Genomic DNA, 17,929 nt, shown 5'->3' on the forward strand with positions numbered 1-17,929 from the left:
TTCGCGCTTTCTTACGGGTATCCTGAGCATATGCTCCAGCACCTTGTTCGCTCAGCCCAACTGGAAGGCCTGTGGACGCGGCACCATCGGGCCGACCGAGGTGCAGACTCTTTATGGGGACAGCATTAGCAATCGACTGCTCGCTGGAGGAACCTTCCTTTATATCAGGAATGTGTCCGATACCGTACTCGGTGTTGGGCAAGCCGCCTGGAACGGCATGCGCTGGGATAGTTTGGCACACCGCATACAACCAATCAACGGCGGGGCTGCCCAACAGACCTTCTGGTTCCTGCGTCATTTAGGCAATCTGTACTCATGCGGCAACTACAACTTCGATGCAGGAGGTGGGGTTGGCAATGCCTCCTTCGCCCGCTTGGATGAGATGAACCAACGATGGGAGGCCTTGGAGTGCGTAAATCCGCCCAGCAGCGGCCTGAACACGCTGGTGCAGAAGACCCCGGGCGCCACCAGCATGTACGCCACCGGCTACTCCGAGAGCCTCTGCGGCTACCCCGAGGCTTGCGTGTACCGCTACGATGGCAGCGCCTTCCACGAGTGGGAGCCCTGGGGGCAGATCCCTCCGGCACCGGACAATGGCGACTATGTGGGTTATGTGTTCGAATTCCAAGGCATGACCTACATGACCGGTGGATTCCAGAATCCGATAGGGCCTGGCATCAGGTACTTCATGCGGTTCAATGGATCTGAATGGGAATACGTGCCCGGCTGGGGCAACGCCTACCACATCCGTGATGTGCTCATCCACGATGACGTGCTCTACGTGTGCGGCACCTTCAAGCAGAGCACCGGCGCGCCCGGCAACTTGGTAGCTGCATTCGATGGCCAGAGCTGGAGCGACATGGGCGGAGGGTTGGCCTATCTGGCAGAGGCCGGCGGAGCAACGGCCATGCGCATGAAATGGCACCATGGCCACCTCTACGTGGGCGGAGTCTTCGACCACGCCGGCGGCCAGGCCCTCAATGGCGGGCTGGCCATCTGGGACGGCAGCCAATGGAGCGGGTTGCCGGGCACATTCCACACCCCGCACCCCTTGGTGCCCGACCTGGCCCGCATCCGCGACATGGCCTTCTGGCGTGACAGCCTGTACATCTGCGGCGGATTCGACCAGATCGACGGCCAGCCGATCAACCAGGTGGCCCAATACCTGGGCGCGCTGCCGGGGGGCGGCACAGCCACAGTCACCGAAGGGCCTGCCCAAGCCTTGGCCGCACCCGGCACCCACGATGGCGGCCTCTCCTGGGAGCTAGCCCTGCCACAGGCCGCAGCCTGGCAATGGCGCCTGAGCGATGCCGCCGGCCGCGAGGTGCAGCGTGGCAGCCTGGCGGCCGACCGCATGCGCATCTCCTTGCACGAACAGCCACCCGGCATCTACCTCCTCCAGGTAAGCAGCCCGGGCCTGGGGGTGCGGTACGCCAAGCTCCACCGACCCTGAGCCGCAGCGCAGCCTGGTACGCTCAGTCCTCCACCAACCGCAGCCTGCGGCTGAAGACCTCCGCGCCGTCGCGCTCCACCTTCACCGTGTAGCGGCCACGCGGCTTGTCGCTCAGGTCGATCGGCAGGATGAGCTCCTTCACCGGCGCGGGGGGCTCGATCAGCGCCGCCTCGGCACCATCCTCGCCCACCACGCGGATGCGCAGGGCGCCCGGGACGTTGGCGAAGTAGTCGAGCACGGTGGGGCCCGTGGTGCGCGTGGGGAAGAGGCCGATATCCGCCGCGGCATCGGGCGCCACGGTGGAGGGCCCGCCCACGCGGAACTGGTACTGGAGGCCATTGCCGCAATCGCTCTGGAAGCGCTTCAGCAGCCGGCCCTGCCCATCGAGCAGGCGCAGGAAGCCGCGCCCGCCCTTGGCGTTGTACCAGAACTCCAGCCCGTCGCCGGCGGTATCGGCCAGCTGCAGCACGTAGCTGGCCGGCGGCAGGCGCAGGGTGTCGGTATAGAGGGTATCGGGGCGCAGCGCGCCCAGCGGCCGGTCGATGTGCAGCCGGCCCCGCGTGGACGCCAGGGAGATCGCGTTGTGCTGCGGCTCGGCGTTGGTGCGCAGCTGCACGATGAGGACGCTGTCCAGCACATCGGCCGCGGTGAAGGTGCTGCGCAGGGCGTTGTCGTGCTTCCAGCCGTCCTTGTGCCCGTTGGGCTCGTGCACGCTCACGGTGAAGGTGTTGCGGCCCGGCTTCATGTCGATGAGGTGGGGCAGCGTCACGGTGTCGGTTGCGCCGAAGGCGATGCGCCTGGCGTGCACGTATGATCGCTCCCGGAAGCCCTCGGTTCCGTAGCGGATCAGCAGCAGGTCCAGCGGGGCTTCGCCGTTGTTGCGCAGCACCACCCGCGGCTCGTGCACGGCGGGGTTGAGCCGGGCATGGCGCGGATCGTCGCTGGGCAGCAGGATGGCCTCCACCGCCGCATCGTGCAGCGCGCGCGGCCGGGCCAATTGCACGGCGTAGGCGGCGATGCTGGTGCGCGCCGTGCTGCTGTCGTGCGCGTAGGGCTCCAGGTCGATGTCCACGGTGTGCTTGTCCAGCGGGCGGCCGCCGCCGGCGATGGGCACGGTGACGGCCTCGGAGGGCTGCAGCTCGCCCGGGCACCAGTTGGCGCGGTCGAAGATCCAGGTGCCGGCCTGCGGGTACAGGGGGTTGTGGCCGCACTCCTTCCAGAGGGCGGTGCGGCTCACCTCGCGGCCGTCCACTTTCACGCTGCGCCACTTGCGGCAGAATTCACCGCAGCCATCGCCCGTGTTCATGCCGTGGCCGGTGTGGTGCATGCGCACCCGCAGCAGGGCTGCGCGCGGATCGGTGGCCACGGCGCGCAGCGGCAGGTCCTCCTCCACGGAGCGCGCCGGGTCGCCATAGGCGAAGTGGCCCCGGTAGAGCTGCTGCACGGCGAGCACCTCGGCGGCGGGCGGTCCCTGCACGAAGCGGAAGTCGAGCGAGAGGGCCCAGCCGCGGTCCTCGTTGGGCTCGTAGCCGCTGTGCACGTAGATCACCTCGGCGCTGTCGCGCAGCACGGGCAGGAAGTCGGTGATGTCGGCCTGCCAGGTGAAGCGCCAGTCCGGGCCGAACTGGCCGCCGTAGGGGGTGAGCACGCGCGCCACCTCGAAGGTATCGGTGCCGCTGAGCGGCCGCACCAGCACGTGGTCCAGGTAGTCCCAATCGGCGCAGCGCAAGCCGGTGGGGCAAGCCAGCGTGAGGGTGAGCAGCGCCTTGCGCACGGCCGTCCGGGCGCTGGGGAAGCGCAGCTTGAGCGGATAGGCGCGCACGCCGGCAGCAGGGTCGGTGACGATGGTGGCGCGCTGGTGGGCGCGGACGAGCAGGGTGTCCTGCGCCGCAAGCGGGGCCGCAGCGAGCAGGGCGACGAGGAGCAGGAGGCGCATGAACGGGCGCAAGCTGCACAGCATCGGCGTAGCGCGCAAATGCCGCACGGGTACTTTCGCCGGGATGGCCCGCCGCTTCCGCACGCACCTGCTGCTGGCCCTGCTGGCGCTGGCCTGCGCGGAGGGCTGGAACCGGTGGAACCTGCGGGCCATGCAGGCCTCGCCCGTGGCGCGCCAGCAGGTGCGCGACGGCTGGTCGGTGATGGCGGTGGACGATGCCTCCTACCTGCAGGGCGCGGAGCGGCTGCTGGGCACGCGTCCCGACCTGGAGCAGGGGCCGATGGCCGTGCGGCCGGACCTGCGGCCACCGGGCTACGGGCTGTTCTACCTGCTGCCCCGCCTGCTGCTGCAGCCGCTGCCGGCGGTACGCGCGCTGGTGTGGCTGCAGGTGCTGCTGTATGCCGCTGCCGTGGCGCTGCTGTGGGAGGCGCTGGTGCGGGCGCGCGTGCGGCCCGCCATCCGCTGGCCGCTGGCCCTCGCCTTCGCGGCCATGCCCACCTTCCACGGCTTCCTGCACTACACGCTCACCGAGGGCGTGACCCCTTCCCTGGCGCTGCTGGTGCTCTGCTGCGCCCTGCGGGCAACGGATGCGCCGCGCCCCTGGCTGCGCGTGGGGCTCATTGCCTGGGGGCTGCTGCTGCTCACGCGCCCGGCGCTGGGGTGGGCGGGCCTGGCCCTGCTGCCCGCGCTGCGCGCGCGCGGGTGGCGGCGCGCGGCCGCCAGTGCGGCACTGGCCGCAGGGCCGCTGCTCGGCTGGTGGGCCTTCAACGCGCTGCGGGCCGGCGCGCCCATCGGCCTGCATCCCGTGTACCGCACCGATGAGCCGGGCATCAACCGCCCCATGCACGGCGCCTTCTGGGCGCTCGCGAAGAGCTGGGGCGCGCGCGGCGATGCCTTCCACGGGGTGATGGAGCCGGCCTTCCGCGCCGCGCTTGCCGGCGACACCGCCGCGCGCTACGCCGATGGCTACCTCGCGCTGGCCCCGCCCGGGCTGCTCACCGCGCCCGAGGAGCAGGCCATCCGCAGCGCCTTCGCCGCGTGGCAGCGCTTCAACGCCACCGAGCTGGCCCCCGCGCTGGGCGGTCCGCACGGCACCGTGGTGGGCCCCACGGCCTCGGAGCAGCGCATCCTGGGCAGCCTGCACGGCATCACCGCCGGCTGGCGCGCCGCGCACCCCTTCCATCATCATGTGCGCGTGCCCCTGCGCGTGCTGCGGGGGATGGTGGCGCACTCGAACCTCAACCTGTGGATGTTCCAGCACACGCTGCGCGGCAAGGCCTGGGCGGAGGCGCTGCGCTGGGCCTCCGCGCTGCTGCACATCGGATTGCTGCTGTGCGTGCCGCTCGCTGCGCTGCTGCGCGTGCCGCGCCCCCTTCGCCTCATGGCGGCTGGTGCGTGCCCCTACCTCTTCTACCTGGCCTATGTGCAACGCGGCGTGGAGGAGCGCTACACCTTGCCGGTGCTGTTCATCGGGGTGGCGTGCGCGGCGTTCGTGATGGGCCGCAGAGACGCAGAGGCGCCGAGAACGCATTGAAACCGTGTTGAGTTCCTTTGCAGGCAGACTGAACAACGCATCGTACGCACGGCTGGCATTGATCCCCTCCGCTTCTCTGCGCCTCTGCGGCCCAATGCATCATCACGCCAACATGACGAAGTCACGCATGCAGCTCCAGGCCGCGCCTCCTGAATGGCGCACGGCGAAGGAGTACACCGACATCACCTACCGCAAGAGCGGCGGCGTGGCCCGCATCGCCTTCAACCGGCCGGAGGTGCGCAACGCCTTCCGCCCGCACACGGTGAGCGAGCTGCTCGATGCCTTCCACGACGCGCACCAGGACACCGACATCGGCGTGGTGCTCTTCAGCGCCGAAGGGCCCAGCCCCAAGGATGGCGTGTGGAGCTTCTGCAGCGGCGGCGACCAGCGCGCGCGCGGCCACCAGGGCTACGTGGACGACAGCGGCATGCCGCGCCTCAACATCCTGGAGGTGCAGCGGCTGATCCGATTCATGCCGAAGGTGGTGATCGCCGTGGTGCCCGGCTGGTGCGTGGGCGGGGGCCACAGCCTGCATGTGGTGTGCGACCTCAGCCTCGCGAGCAAAGAGCACGCGGTGTTCAAGCAGACGGATGCCGACGTGACGAGCTTTGATGGTGGCTACGGCAGCGCCTACCTCGCCAAGATGGTGGGGCAGAAGCGCGCCCGCGAGATCTTCTTCCTGGGCCGCGACATCAGTGCCGACCGCGCCTACGAGATGGGCATGGTGAACGCCAGCGTGCCGCATGCCGAGCTGGAGAGCACGGCCTGGCAATGGGCGCAGGAGATTCTGGCGAAATCGCCCACCGCGATCAAGATGCTGAAGTTCGCCTTCAACCTCACGGACGATGGGCTGGTGGGCCAGCAGGTCTTCGCCGGCGAGGCCACACGGCTGGCCTACATGACCGATGAGGCGAAGGAGGGGCGCAACGCGTTCCTGGAAAAAAGGAAGCCGCAGTTCGGGAAGGGGAAGTGGATTCCGTAGTCACGCTATGTCACTCCGGGCAAGCGAGGCTCTGCGAGCGTGACCCGGAGTCACACCAATGCCGAGTTCAACATTGGTGAGACTCCGGATGGCCGGGACAAGCGATCTGCGATCGCCCGGCCTCCGGAGTGACGACTACAACGCGTTGCGCGTGACGTAGTACCGCCAGGCCACGATCAGCTTCTGGGTCCTCGTGAGCCGCATGAGGTTCTTGTCCCAGAGCTTGGGCAGGAGCAGCTTGTTGAGGCGCGCGAGCAGGCGGAAGACGGTCTTCTTCATGGCTCAGTGGTGCTGGAGGCCGCAATCCTCATCGGCCCATTCGAGCTCGATGGTGGCGTGGTGGATGCCATGCGCCTTGAGCGCTTCCCGGGCTTGGGCCTTGATGCCGAGCGCTCCGCGGTGATCCACACCTTCGACGACGATGTGCACCGTGTGCACGACGAAGCTGCCATCGAGTGTCCAGGTGTGCTGGTCGTGCAGGTCCTTCACGTGCGGGATGGCCATGAGGCGCGTGCGCACGGCCTGCAGGTCGACGCCCGGCGGGATCTCCTGCATGAGGATGCCGGTGCCCTTGCGCAGGGTGCCGATGGCGTTGAGGAGGATGTAGGCGCTGATGCCGATGCTGAGGATCGGGTCCACGATGGCCCAGCCGGTGAAGTGGATGAGGATGCCGCCCACGAGCACCGCGGCCCAGCCGAGCACATCCTCGAGCAGGTGCAGGTAGGCGCCGCGCTCGTTGAGGGTTTCGCCGCCGTGGAGCCTCCACGCCGCGAAGCCGTTCATGGCCAGGCCGAAGAGGGCGAAGCCGATCATGCCCAGTGAATGCGGCATCTCCGGCGCCCAGAGCCTGGGCACGCTCATGCTGAGCATGAAGGCCGCGCCGATGATGAGCACCACGCTGGTGAGCCATCCGCCCAGCATGCTGTAGCGCCCGTAGCCGTAGCTGTAATGCGCATCGCGGCCCTTCATGGCCACGCGCTGCAGGTACCACGCGGTGCCCAGCACGAGGCAGTCGCCGGCGTCGTGCAAGGCATCGGTAAGCACGGCGATGCTGCCGGTCCACCAGCCGCCGACCACCTCCACCAGGGTGAAGGCGAGGTTGACGAAGAAGGCGGTGCGCAGGGCAGCGGCACTGGCAGCGGAGACGTGGCCGTGGGCGTGCTCGGAATGGTGGTGGTGATGGCCCGCGTGCGCGTGGGGGGGCGGGTGGTGGGCCATGGGCGAAAGGTAGCGGAGGCTCACAGCCGCTCCAGTGCATCCATCAGCTCCTGTTTCTTGCGCCTGGACACTGCGATGTTCATGCCGTTGGACATGATCACCTCGCCGCCTTCACCCTTGACGTACTTGCGGATGTGCTTCCTGCTGATGAGGTAGGAATTGTGCACCCGGATAAAATCCTGTTCCCCCAGCAGGTCCTCGAACTCCTTCAGGGTGCGCGAGATCACCATGCGCTTCTCATCGCGCATGTGGAGCGTGGTGTAGTTGGAATCCGACTCGCACACCACGATCTCGTTCACATGGACCAGTTCGAGACCGTCGCTCACCGGCAACGCGATCACCCGGTCGCCGATGGAGCGGTCGATGTTCTTGAGCAGCATGTCCACCATCGGAGGCTTCTCAACCCCTCGCGTGGCTTCAGTGGCCTTGGCGATGGCGTCGGCCAGCTCTGCGGGGTCGATGGGCTTGAGCAGATAGTCGAGGGCACTGAAGCGGATGGCCTTCACGGCATAGCTCTCGTGCGCGGTGGTGAAGATGACGTGCGGGCGGCGGTCGCCCAGGGCGCGGAGCAGATCGAAACCGGTCTTGTCCTTGAGCTCGATGTCGAGGAAGAGCACCTGCGGCGCGGTTCGGCGAATGAGCTCGATGCCGGATGGCACGTCATCCGCCGTGCCGAGCAGTTGGACCTCAGGATGCCTGCGGCCCAACAGGTTCAACAAGAGGGTGCGGGGGGCTTCCTCATCATCGACAATGACGGCGGTCAGTGCTATGGCCATGACGGTTTATTGCTGTGCGGAAGATATCACCTGACCACCAACCGGTCGATACGCGTCGCACCTTGGACCACATACACCCCAGGCAACTGTGGAGCCGCGAACTGCTCCGTTGGGCCTGCGATCGATCGGCCGGAGAGGTCCCTGAGGATGACCCGTTCCGATGCGGTGACCGGCTCGCCGGGGGCCACGGGATTCGGATGGACCAACGGTCGGTCGGACAGGGTGCTGCGGTCCACGACGAGCACGTCCGAGAGTGCCCCACTCCCATCAGCATCCACTTGCCGGAGGCGATAGTAGCCCACCCCTGAGAGAGGCTCAAGGTCGTCCCAGCCATATTCCCGCAGCACGGTGCTGTGGCCTGCCGCCGCAATCTGACCGATCGGTCTCCAATCACTTCCTTCCGCACTGCGCTCAATGATGAAGCGGTCGCTGTTGTGCTCGGAGCCGGTGGACCAGGAAAGCCTGACCGACTGATCGAGCGACTGGGCCGTCCAGGATATCAGCTCCACGGGAAGAACGATAGGTCCGCAATAGTTCGTGGTCAGGAACAGGTCCTGCACGTCGATCCCGGAGTACACCTGAAGGGATGGTGTTCGAGTGGACATGGGCACCATCGTGCATGGAACAGAGGTGCCCGAGATGCTGATCGGACTCGCTGACCATGGCGCGCACGGTCCTCCGAACACGTCATTCCCCGTGAGCGGGTCGAATTGCGCGAATTCGACCGGGTAGGAACCGTTGGGCAAGAAGCCGAATGGCCCACCGCTGGCGACCACCGTGGTGCCATCGCTGGAGAGGGCCATGCTGAAGAAGGAATAGAGGTCCGGGAACGAACGCTCCCAAACAACCGTGTTGGTCGGCAGCGCGATGCGCAGGGCGTACGCCATCCATGCTCGGTTGCCCAAGAGGATGCACTCCTGTGTGGCCGGATCGAAGTACAGACCACCGACCATCTCCAGCTGCATGGGGGTATCGATGGACCAGGCCGGCAAGGAAGTCCCTGGAACGGGTGGCACACGCACGACGAACATGTCGTAGTAGTCCCTGCCGAATGAAATGACCAGCCCCCCCGAGCCATCGGAGGTCATGGCCAAGGGGCGCTCATCGGCCGATGTCCCAACCAAATGGCTGCGGACCAGGGTGCCGTCAGCGGCGAAAGCAAGCAGAGCGAGATCACCTCCGTTCGTGGCCGTGGCCGCAAGCACGTGCAACGTGTCATTCTGGAACAGCAGCCCACTACTATACTGTTGATCCGGCTCGTTCAGGACCCTGGCCCAGATCGGCGCTCCTCCTGGGTCGAACCGCGCCACGACAACGTCTCCATCTGCGGAGTTCCCGACGGTACCGACCGCATAGATGCTGCCATCGGGCGCCTCAACGACGTCGCTGAAGTACTGTTGCCCGGGGCCCACATTCAACGTGGTGCTCCAAAGCAGGGCGCCGGTCTGATCAAGCCGTGCGATGTGGCAGTTCGGGCTATACAAGACCTCCTGACCCACAACAAGGATGTCGCTATCACCGGTAATTGCAAGTCCGAGGTGGAAGGCGTTCGCATAGTACGGTGTGCTGCTCCTCAGCTTCCTGGACCAGTCGATGACCCCATTGCTCATGCGGCAGACGGCCCCGAAGCGGAACCCCTGTTCCACATGCCCACAGGCGATGACATCCGTGCCGATGATGCCCAGGCCATCGAGGAGTAGAAAACCTCCCGGTAACTGGGTCTCCATGCTGTACCGCTGCGCGAAGGCACACGGGCCCGCGAACAGCAACAAGCTGATCGACAGGACACAACGTCTTGCCCGGCTGGAAAGGAAGATTGGTGCGTTCCTATGCTCGTGGCGCCAAGGGGCATGGCGGGTAACCGGCCTGATGGCTGGGAGGACGCATGAAAGAGCAGGAACATGGCTCACCCACCAACACCGTCGTCGGGTACATCCCAGTTCATGGCCCTGCACGCTGCCTGATGACCCGGTTGCTGCGAAGCTGCGCATGGAACTAAGCTGTGATGTGTGTGCAGCATTCGCAATCACCATCCACCTGGTCGCTGGGATGATCGAGCAACCGGTGGCTTTTGGGCGCTGGTTGGCATCGGGCGGGTGTGAACCGTACCTGGATACTCCGTTGATGCATCACGCGGAACGTGGCGGTCTGACCCAACCAAGCGTCAAGGTCGATCGCCCCTGCTTCGATGTAGCGGGTGTCTGACCCATCCGCTGCAACCGGTTCCGATTGAACAAACTCGATGGAGCCGACCGCCATTCCCTGGTAATGGATGATCCACTTGGCCGATGCGCCAAAGCGCGTCCATACACGGAAATCACCGTGCTTGCCGATGCTCGTCGATCGTCCTGTTGCAGCAAGGACCACGCGAACGGCATCCACTCGCGCCGCAACGAAGCGGCCTTGAAGGCACACGCCTCGTTGAGCAGGTATGAGCACGAGGCATAGGGCCGACAGCGAAACAACGCACAGGCCGACAACGACATCGAGGGGCAACTCTTCCATGCCGCAAAGTGCACCGCGCACCAAGGATCCACCAACATCGCTGAGCGCGCGGCGGGGGACGCCGAGCAACTGGCATGGTTCGTCACGCCGCGTGCAGAGCGGGCACCTTCACCTCCACGCGCGTTCCTGTGGGCACTTCTACATAGTTGAACCCTGCCTGCTGACCTCCGGGGCTCCCAAGCGCGGCCAAACGCTCCCGTGTGATGCTGGTTCCCAAGGATGCTTTGCCTCCTTGCACCGATGGATCCGGCACCGGCGCAGCGCTGCGACCTACTCCGTCATCATCGATTGTGATCACCAGCATTTCCCCCGACCGCCGCACGTCGATCTTCAGGCGACCCTCTCCCTGCTTCTTGGATAGTCCGTGCCAGATGGCGTTCTCCACAAAGGGCTGCAGGATGAGCGGCGGCACCAACGTCGCCTCCTGATCGATGCTGGTGTCGATATCCACCTCATAGGTGAACCGGTTGTTCAAGCGCGCGCGCTCCAGGTCCATGTAAAGGCGCAAGGCTTCCATGTCCGAATCCAGGGGCACTTCATTGTGCCTGCTGTTCTCCAGCACCAACCGCATGAGCCGCGCGAACTTGGTGAGGAAGCCACTGGCCAGGTCGCGCTCGTTCTCCTGCACGTAGTGATTGATGCTGTTGAGCGCGTTGAAGATGAAGTGCGGGTTCATCTGGCTCCGTAGCGCCTTCATCTGCAGCAGGGCCGCATCACGTTCGAAGCGCTCCCTGCGGCGCTTGCGGTCGATGCGGTAGATCATGCCGCCTCCGCCAAGGAGCAGGATGCCGCCAATGCCGAACGCCCATGACCGGTTGCGGGCCTGTTCGCCCTCCAGGATGGCGATCTGCCGCTCGCTCTCGAGCTCGGCCATCGCCGTGGCATGGGCGATGCTGTCGGCTAGTTGCTTCCGGTCGAAGTCGTAGCGCATCTGAAGGCGCACGGTCTTCTTGGCATTCTCCGCATTGTTCAGGCTGTCCTTCATCTGTTGGTGCAGCTCCAGCATCTCCAATGCCCGTGACCAGCTTCCCTGCCGGGCAAGCCCCTCGTGCAGCACCTCGGTGGCGCGCAGGATGTTGACCGGATAGCCGCTTTGCTGAGCGATGGATAGCGCCTGTTCAGCCAGCGTGATGGCCTCCTTCGTTCGCCCCTGCTTCAGCTTGGCCTTGGCGATGCTGTAGAGGGCGAATGACTCCCCTTCCCGGTCCTCGATGCTCCGGTCCAATTGCAGTGTGGCCGTGTAGTAGAACAGTGCCGAGTCCACTTGGCCTTCATCCTCGAAATAATGACCCAGCTTGTACAGGGCCGTGGCATGCTCGCGTGGAGAATCAATCTCCTTGCTCAATGCCAGACTGTGCCGAAGCTCCAGCAAGGCGCGGGGGCGATCGCCCTTGTTCTTCCAGAGGTTACCGAGGTGCCCTCGGACCAGGGCCTCACCGCGGCGGTCGCCGGTCGACAGGAAGAGGTCCAGGCTCTTCTGGAACTCCTGTAATGCCATGTCCAACTCACCCTGGGCCTCCAGTGTGGAACCAAGGTTCATGTGGTTGTTGGCCTGCCCGATGCGGTCGCCCAGGGCGATGTTGATATCCAGCGCCTTGTGGTAATAGCGCATGGCCTGCTCGGGCATTCCCTGCTCCTGGTAGATGGCGGCGATATTGTTCTGGCAAGCGGCCAGACCGGGTCGGTCATCGATGCGTTCATAAACATGCTCGCACTCAAGGAAGCGCTCCAAGGCCTCGGCCGGTCGACCGCGCTCCTTGTGGTTCATGCCGATGTTGAGCAAGCTGCTTGCAATGCCGCGATCGTTCCTCAGCGCTTGGAACACATGCAAGCTGCTATCGAGATAGAACAATGCGCTATCCATGTCCCCCAGCGCCGTATGGAACTGGCCGATGTTGTTCAGCGCATAGCCCACACGCTCATTGTCACCAGAGCGACGATAGACGCGCATGGCCTCTGCTAGACAAACCCGTTGCTTGGCGTGGTCACCGCGTGCTTCATGCACCAAGGCTTCGTTGTTCCACGCATCGGCCGCACCCATGGACGACCCATTGGCTTGATGAATGGAACGCGCCTGCCGGAAGCAGAACAGGGCGCTGTCCAAGTCCCCGAACATGTAGTGCGAGGCCGCCAGGTTGTTGATGGCCGTTGCCTTTTGGCGGAGAAGCGTTGAGCGCAAAAGCTTGGCGCCACCTGCCTTGGACAGCGCCTTGTCTGCCAGTTTGACGGCGCTGCGGCAAATGATGGCATTGGTATCCGGGTCCGTAGTGTAGATGTGCTCGGACATCGCGATCAATGCACCGATGCGCGTGGTATCGTTCCGTGCCTTCGTTATCACGCCACGCAAGGAATCCATCACTTCATCCTGCGCCTTCACAGGCACAAAGGCGGAGAAAAGGACGAGAAGAAGCGACCAGCCACATCGGGCGTGTAATCCTCTCCAGACCGGCCTATATGTGGCACGTCCTTTCACCGCTCAAGCCGCCTCGCTAAGCGGAAGTGTTAGTTCAACACGGCGCCCCACGGGCATTGGAATGACCTTGACCGACGCCTGCCGCTTACCCTGCTTCGCGAGCAGTGCCAGTCGGGCCTCGGTGATGACCGTCCCCTCCGACCGGTCTGAGGCTATGCTCGGATCGGTCGCCCCGCTCTGCAGGTCGTCCTCGAGGAGGAGCACCAAAGTGCCCTGCGATCGCTGTACACGGATCACCAGGTGCCCAGGGTCATCCGTTCGGCCCAAGCTGTTCCAAATGGCCTGTTCGGCATAGGGCTGCAGCAGCATGGGCGTGACCATGAGGTCCTCGGGGTCAATGTCAGACCCCACCTCCAACCGGTACTCGAACCGAGCACCCGATCGCAAGCGTTCGAGATCCAGGTAATCACGCAATACGCTCAGGTCCTCGGCCAGGCTGACCTCATCCTTCCGCGTATGCTCCAGCACCGCACGCATCAACCGGGCGAACCCTGTGAGGAAGGAAGAGGCGAGGCCTCGCTCGTTGGCCTGCACGCAATCGTTGGTATTCTGCAGCATAGTGTGATGGCAGTAATGAAATTGGACGAGGAGCACTGCGCCATACTGTAAGCTTCCCCTGTTTTCGGGCCGATCATAACTAGAGGCTCCTGGGGCATAGGTTTAGGATCGGATGGGCGCTGGCGGCCGGTAGCCAAGCGCCTTGTGTGGGCGGTGATGGTTGTAATCGGTCATCCACTCATCGGCCTTCTCGCGCACCTCGTCCAAGGTACGGAACACGTAGGCGCTGAGCAGTTCACGACGGATGCTGCCGTTGAGGCGTTCGATGTAGGCGTTCTGGGTGGGCTTGCCTGGCTGGATGTAGGTCAAGGTAATGCCGTGTTCGCGGCACCAGTGGTCGAGCTTGGCGCTGATGAACTCCGGGCCGTTGTCCACGCGGATCATCTTGGGCAGCGGACGCACTGCTTTGATGCGTTCCAGCACGCGTATCACGCGCAGTGCGGGCAGTGAGGTGTCCACCTCGATCGCGAGCACCTCCCTGTTGTAGTCGTCGATCACATTTAGCAAGCGGTAGGTCCGGCCGTCCCAGAGGCTGTCATGCATGAAGTCGATGCTGTAGACCTGGTCCGGACCAGCAGGACGGAACAGCGCCTGCTTCACCCGTGCAGGCAGCCGTTTCTTGGCCCTGCGACGAATGTTGAGGCCCAGACCGGTGTAGACCCGATACACCCGCTTGAAGTTCCACAGGTGACCCATCAAGCGCATCCGATGATGGCTTTGCCACACCCCGATGGCCGGGTGCTTCTGGGTGAGCTGTTCCAAGACCTGGATAATGGGCGTGTCATCCGCTGGGGTCTTGCAGTACTGCGCGGTGCTGCGCGCCAAGCCCACGCTGCCGCAGGCTTGGCGCTCGGAGATGCTGTGCTCCTGTATCATCGCCTGAACGATCTCGCGCTTCTCGTCAGGCGCCCCACTTCTTTTCCACCACCTGCTTCAAGGCATCATGCACCATGCTCAGCTCGGTGTACATGCGCTTCAGGCGGCTGAGCTCCTCCTGCAGGTCACGCAGCTGCTTGACCTGGTTGGGCTCCATGCCGCCATACTTGGCCTTCCATTGGTAGAACGTGGCGTTGCTGATCCCGTGCTCGCGGCACAGGTCGGCCACCTTCGAGCCAGCCTCGTGACGCTTGAGGATGGCGATGACCTGATGCTCGGTGAACTTGCTCTTTCTCATGGCTACGTGTGGTTGAATGTAGCCCCTGGCCGGCCGAAGCGATCCTTGGCCCCGCGGGGCCAAGGATCACTTCACCTCCAGCAATGAATGGCCGAACTTCGGGGAAGCTTACACACCCGCCTTCGCCAAAACTGACGCTGCAGCCCACGTGTTGCGGAAAGCAGGTCGCCTAGATTATTCGATCGGGTAAATACCTGTATGCCAAAACGCAACCCGATGAACGTGGAGCCAGGAACCCTTACGGTCCGGTCAACCATCTGCCATTCGAAGTTCAGTCGCGGCGCCGTATAGTCAGGGACACTGGTCGTGAAGGACCAACCCGGGAACATGGTGTATTGAGCCATTGCTATGAAATCAACTTGCGCACCTACCGGCAGGTGCGCTCCAACCTGCATTCCCCAGAATTCTGCGCTGAAGTCCAATAACTTCTCAGAGCCAAAACCGCCATAATAGTTCTTATAAATACGGAAACGGTCACCCTGAGCATAGATACCTCCAACAACAAATCGCGCCCCAAGTCTGTCGCTGACCGTATCGGCCTGAGCGTTCATCGTGGTCGTATCCATCACCGGCTGCTGGGCGAGCGCGTGCACGCTGGCCAGAGCGAGGAGCATCATGACAGGATAGCACCGCCACCACCCCTTCGTTGGACGTTCCGCTGACCGGCCTTCCGCCGTCTGCTCCTTCACCGGTTCAATGTCCTCCGCGTTCATTCGTTGCATTCTATCCAAGGACTGCTTCACCCACAATCGCTGCATCCGTCCATGAGCGGAGTTGCACACATGGATCTTTCATACCAGCTTCGTGGTGCATCAGCCTCTCACGAAAGTAATAATTGCTCTGATATTGATACGTACCGTCTCCAATCCGGCTCCATGCGGATGAACCCCGTTGCTCGCGCCGCTCAACTGGGCAAAGGACGCGAGGGTCCAAACGGCCACAATGCTGCAAGGGCCCAATCACTGAACCTCCACCCATGGCAGCACGAGCAAGACACGGGTCCCAACCGGCACCGGAACAAAGGTGAAACTTGCTGGAGCCCTGCACTGCGCCGCCCATAAATCCAGCCGTTCCCTGGTGATGGAGGTGCCCAGGGATGCATGACCGCTCCCTTTGCCCTTGGCCTCTTGGCGACCTACGCCGTCGTCGTCAATGGCGATGTGCAGCGCCCCGTTGGCCCTCCATGCGGAAACCTTCAAGGTGCCCGGCCCGCTCTTTCTCGCCAAACCGTGCCAGACCGCATTCTCCACGAATGGCTGCAGCAGCATCGGAGGCACGGCTACCGCCTCCGGATCCACATCGGGCGAGACTTCGACCGTGTAGCTGAACCGGTCCTTCAAGCGCATCTGTTCCAGCTCTGCGTAAGCCGCCAGAACCTCCAATTCTCGCTTCAGAGGCACATCGTTCAGTCTGCTCATCTCAAGGACCTGCCTCATGAGCTTGGTGAACTTGGCCAGGAAACCCGCCGCTATCTCTGCTTGATTCTCCAGAATGTGCGCGTGGATGCTCGACAAGGCATTGAAAAGGAAGTGCGGATTCATCTGCGCCCTAAGCGCACGCATTTCGAGATCCATCGCCCTGCGCTCCGCACGCCTTTGGCGCCGACGACGGTCGAATCGGTAGTATGCCCAGCCTGCGAGGACGATCACCGTTGACAGGAGCGCAATGGTCAGGGCCAAGCGCTTGTTCACGGTCGCTCTTTCCTGCTCTTCCCTCCAATTCGACTCCAAGGCGCTCTGGGCCCTCTGATGGGTCAGACTGTCCTCCTGACGCGTCCTGAGGAAATCGCTTCGAATCACGTGGATAATCGAGTCCATCGCCCGATCACGCTGAATAATGAACGCACGGATACTCGAGGCCAACTCACCCATCTCATGCGCTTCCTCCAGGCGCCCCAGCTCTGTGTAGATTCCTTGGAGGAGCTCAGCACCATGCCGCTTCAAGTCCGGATCATCCACTTCGGCTGCAAGTTTGAACCCTCGCTGGCCTATTGGTTCAGCCTGAGCTGGCGCACCACCTCTCAGAAGCCCTTCGGTGATTCCGAGGTATCCCCGGGCTTCGGTCCGTCTATCGCCAGCCGCTAGCGCCAGTTCAATGCTCCGGCGATAGAGCTCTGCAGCCCCCCCGCACTCCTCGATTCGCCGACACATGTCACCCATGCCTGCCAGGGCTATGCCCTCCAGATCAGCTCTTCCGATGGTGCGTGCCTTCAGTCGCGCACTATCCAGAGCGGCAAACGCCTCTTCGTGCTCTCCCCGATTCCCAAGCAACTCCCCGATGCGCAACAAGGCCACGCACTCACCCGAGTCGGAGCGCACGGCCCGGAAAAGCGCATAGGACCGCTCGAACGATGTCAGCGCCATGTCCGGTTCGCGAATAAGCTGCCAGGCCTCTCCCATCTCGAACTCATCACGCGCCTGAATAGCCCCGCCCACCCTGCGGACAGGCTGAGCAAGCCGCAGTCGGCGTCGGGCAATCATCGCGGTGTCCACTCCCATCACGGCCAATGCTGCTGCTCCTTCGTTCGCATAGAGCACCTGAACTGGCGCTATCGGCTCCAGATGCACTGCATCTCTCAACGTGTCGACAACCCGGTCACGAGGTGGCGTGTGTGCCGTGCTCGCCTCGCCCGAGCCACCCTGCGGCACTTCAATGGCTGTTCTGGCCGGACTCGTCGGAACAGCCACGGGCTCGTTTACCGGCGTCCGGTCTCCAGGTGGCATCTCGGCGTTTGAATCTGTTTGGGACCGGGCCGAACATTTGGCGATGAAGCCATAGCGAACGGTCGGCGCTCCCTTGTACTCTCTTGCAGTTTGGCCGGCCCATTCAGCTTCAGCTAAATGACCAGTCTCAGTGAACAACGCTGACATAGCCGTTAAGGCATCACGCGCTCCAGGATTGAAGCCCAACCGCTTGAACTCAGAAAACGCCTGGTCATAGCGCTCCATAGCCTTCACCGTCTCCCCTGCTTGATGCGAAAGACAACCCATGTTGAGAATGGCGGTGGCTTGAATCCGACGATAGACCGCCTTCTGGACGCGCATCTGCGCCACCGTTCCGGGTATGGTGCTTGAAAGTGCATGCGTAGCGATTCGCAGCGCCTCGTCACACAGATGCTTCACGCTGTCCGGTCTTGCATCTTGTATCGCCACCGCCAGGAGCAAGGTCGCTTGCGCCTTTGTCGTGTCATGCGGCGCCATTCGGATCAGCGCCCTCAATCCATCGGCATTCGCAGGGTATTGCGCGCTCACTTTCGTGGCCGCCACGAGGAGCAACACCTTCACGATAGAACCAGCAAGAGGGAATACAGCACGCTTCAT

At 63.7% G+C, this 17,929-nt stretch carries 14 protein-coding genes; 3 read left to right on the top strand and 11 right to left on the bottom strand.

The genetic code is table 11. The features are described from left to right. The first annotated feature begins 172 nt into the window (after positions 1 to 172). Positions 173 to 1,453: a hypothetical protein gene (locus tag QY325_11725; GenBank protein ID WKZ65428.1), complete on the top strand. Its 1,281-nt coding sequence runs from the start codon at positions 173 to 175 to the stop codon at positions 1,451 to 1,453. Between the two features lie 22 nt (positions 1,454 to 1,475). On the opposite strand, the gene QY325_11730 is transcribed toward QY325_11725, so the two are convergent. After that, complete coding sequence (locus QY325_11730; protein ID WKZ65429.1) at positions 1,476 to 3,389, bottom strand: peptide-N-glycosidase F-related protein; 1,914 nt, start codon at positions 3,387 to 3,389, stop codon at positions 1,476 to 1,478. Between the two features lie 64 nt (positions 3,390 to 3,453). Here QY325_11730 and QY325_11735 point away from each other — a divergent pair, with 64 nt between their 5' ends. Then, entirely contained in the window at positions 3,454 to 4,923 is a 1,470-nt protein-coding gene (locus tag QY325_11735; protein WKZ65430.1) for a hypothetical protein, read from the top strand. Positions 4,924 to 5,035: 112 nt separating this feature from the next. Beyond that, a complete protein-coding gene (locus QY325_11740; protein ID WKZ65431.1) occupies positions 5,036 to 5,905 on the top strand; it encodes a 1,4-dihydroxy-2-naphthoyl-CoA synthase in 870 nt (289 codons plus the stop codon). A 135-nt stretch (positions 5,906 to 6,040) separates the two neighbouring features. Here QY325_11740 and QY325_11745 read toward each other — a convergent pair whose 3' ends face one another. From QY325_11745 to QY325_11790, 10 genes are all read right to left on the bottom strand, one after another. Continuing rightward, positions 6,041 to 6,184: a hypothetical protein gene (locus tag QY325_11745; protein WKZ65432.1), complete on the bottom strand. Its 144-nt coding sequence runs from the start codon at positions 6,182 to 6,184 to the stop codon at positions 6,041 to 6,043. A 3-nt stretch (positions 6,185 to 6,187) separates the two neighbouring features. Beyond that, positions 6,188 to 7,123: a cation diffusion facilitator family transporter gene (locus QY325_11750; protein ID WKZ65433.1), complete on the bottom strand. Its 936-nt coding sequence runs from the start codon at positions 7,121 to 7,123 to the stop codon at positions 6,188 to 6,190. Positions 7,124 to 7,143: 20 nt separating this feature from the next. Then, a complete protein-coding gene (locus QY325_11755) occupies positions 7,144 to 7,899 on the bottom strand; it encodes a LytTR family DNA-binding domain-containing protein (protein ID WKZ65434.1) in 756 nt (251 codons plus the stop codon). Between the two features lie 26 nt (positions 7,900 to 7,925). Continuing rightward, complete coding sequence (locus QY325_11760; GenBank protein WKZ65435.1) at positions 7,926 to 9,626, bottom strand: hypothetical protein; 1,701 nt, start codon at positions 9,624 to 9,626, stop codon at positions 7,926 to 7,928. A gap of 268 nt (positions 9,627 to 9,894) precedes the next feature. Further along, the gene (locus QY325_11765) at positions 9,895 to 10,404 is read right to left on the bottom strand and encodes a hypothetical protein (GenBank protein WKZ65436.1); all 510 of its coding nucleotides are present in this window, start codon (positions 10,402 to 10,404) and stop codon (positions 9,895 to 9,897) included. An 82-nt stretch (positions 10,405 to 10,486) separates the two neighbouring features. After that, positions 10,487 to 12,877 (bottom strand): tetratricopeptide repeat protein, encoded by a 2,391-nt coding sequence (locus tag QY325_11770; GenBank protein ID WKZ65437.1) that lies wholly within the window; start codon positions 12,875 to 12,877, stop codon positions 10,487 to 10,489. Between the two features lie 3 nt (positions 12,878 to 12,880). Next, on the bottom strand, positions 12,881 to 13,435 hold the full coding sequence (locus QY325_11775) for a histidine kinase (GenBank protein WKZ65438.1): 555 nt from the start codon (positions 13,433 to 13,435) through the stop codon (positions 12,881 to 12,883). A gap of 102 nt (positions 13,436 to 13,537) precedes the next feature. Next, a protein-coding gene (locus tag QY325_11780) for an IS3 family transposase (GenBank protein WKZ65439.1) occupies positions 13,538 to 14,609 on the bottom strand; the annotation gives its coding sequence in 2 pieces (ribosomal slippage) (positions 13,538 to 14,345 and positions 14,344 to 14,609; 1,074 coding nt in all). A gap of 71 nt (positions 14,610 to 14,680) precedes the next feature. Next, positions 14,681 to 15,226, bottom strand: a complete 546-nt coding sequence (locus QY325_11785) for a hypothetical protein (protein WKZ65440.1) — start codon at positions 15,224 to 15,226, stop codon at positions 14,681 to 14,683. Between the two features lie 342 nt (positions 15,227 to 15,568). Continuing rightward, positions 15,569 to 17,893: a histidine kinase gene (locus QY325_11790; protein WKZ65441.1), complete on the bottom strand. Its 2,325-nt coding sequence runs from the start codon at positions 17,891 to 17,893 to the stop codon at positions 15,569 to 15,571. Positions 17,894 to 17,929: the final 36 nt, after the last annotated feature.

It is taken from the genome of Flavobacteriales bacterium, assembly GCA_030584065.1.
Classification (GTDB): Bacteria; Bacteroidota; Bacteroidia; order Flavobacteriales_F; family PHOS-HE28; genus PHOS-HE28.

Bases quoted from the DNA above. Each gene is read 5' to 3' on its own strand.
- QY325_11735 (WKZ65430.1), top strand. From the start codon at position 3,454: ATGGCCCGCCGCTTCCGCACGCACCTGCTGCTGGCCCTGCTGGCGCTG.
- QY325_11775 (WKZ65438.1), bottom strand. From the start codon at position 13,435: ATGCTGCAGAATACCAACGATTGCGTGCAGGCCAACGAGCGAGGCCTC.
- QY325_11740 (WKZ65431.1), top strand. From the start codon at position 5,036: ATGACGAAGTCACGCATGCAGCTCCAGGCCGCGCCTCCTGAATGGCGC.
- QY325_11760 (WKZ65435.1), bottom strand. From the start codon at position 9,626: ATGGAGACCCAGTTACCGGGAGGTTTTCTACTCCTCGATGGCCTGGGC.
- QY325_11765 (WKZ65436.1), bottom strand. From the start codon at position 10,404: ATGGAAGAGTTGCCCCTCGATGTCGTTGTCGGCCTGTGCGTTGTTTCG.
- QY325_11745 (WKZ65432.1), bottom strand. From the start codon at position 6,184: ATGAAGAAGACCGTCTTCCGCCTGCTCGCGCGCCTCAACAAGCTGCTC.
- QY325_11730 (WKZ65429.1), bottom strand. From the start codon at position 3,389: ATGCGCCTCCTGCTCCTCGTCGCCCTGCTCGCTGCGGCCCCGCTTGCG.
- QY325_11755 (WKZ65434.1), bottom strand. From the start codon at position 7,899: ATGGCCATAGCACTGACCGCCGTCATTGTCGATGATGAGGAAGCCCCC.
- QY325_11785 (WKZ65440.1), bottom strand. From the start codon at position 15,226: ATGATGCTCCTCGCTCTGGCCAGCGTGCACGCGCTCGCCCAGCAGCCG.
- QY325_11750 (WKZ65433.1), bottom strand. From the start codon at position 7,123: ATGGCCCACCACCCGCCCCCCCACGCGCACGCGGGCCATCACCACCAC.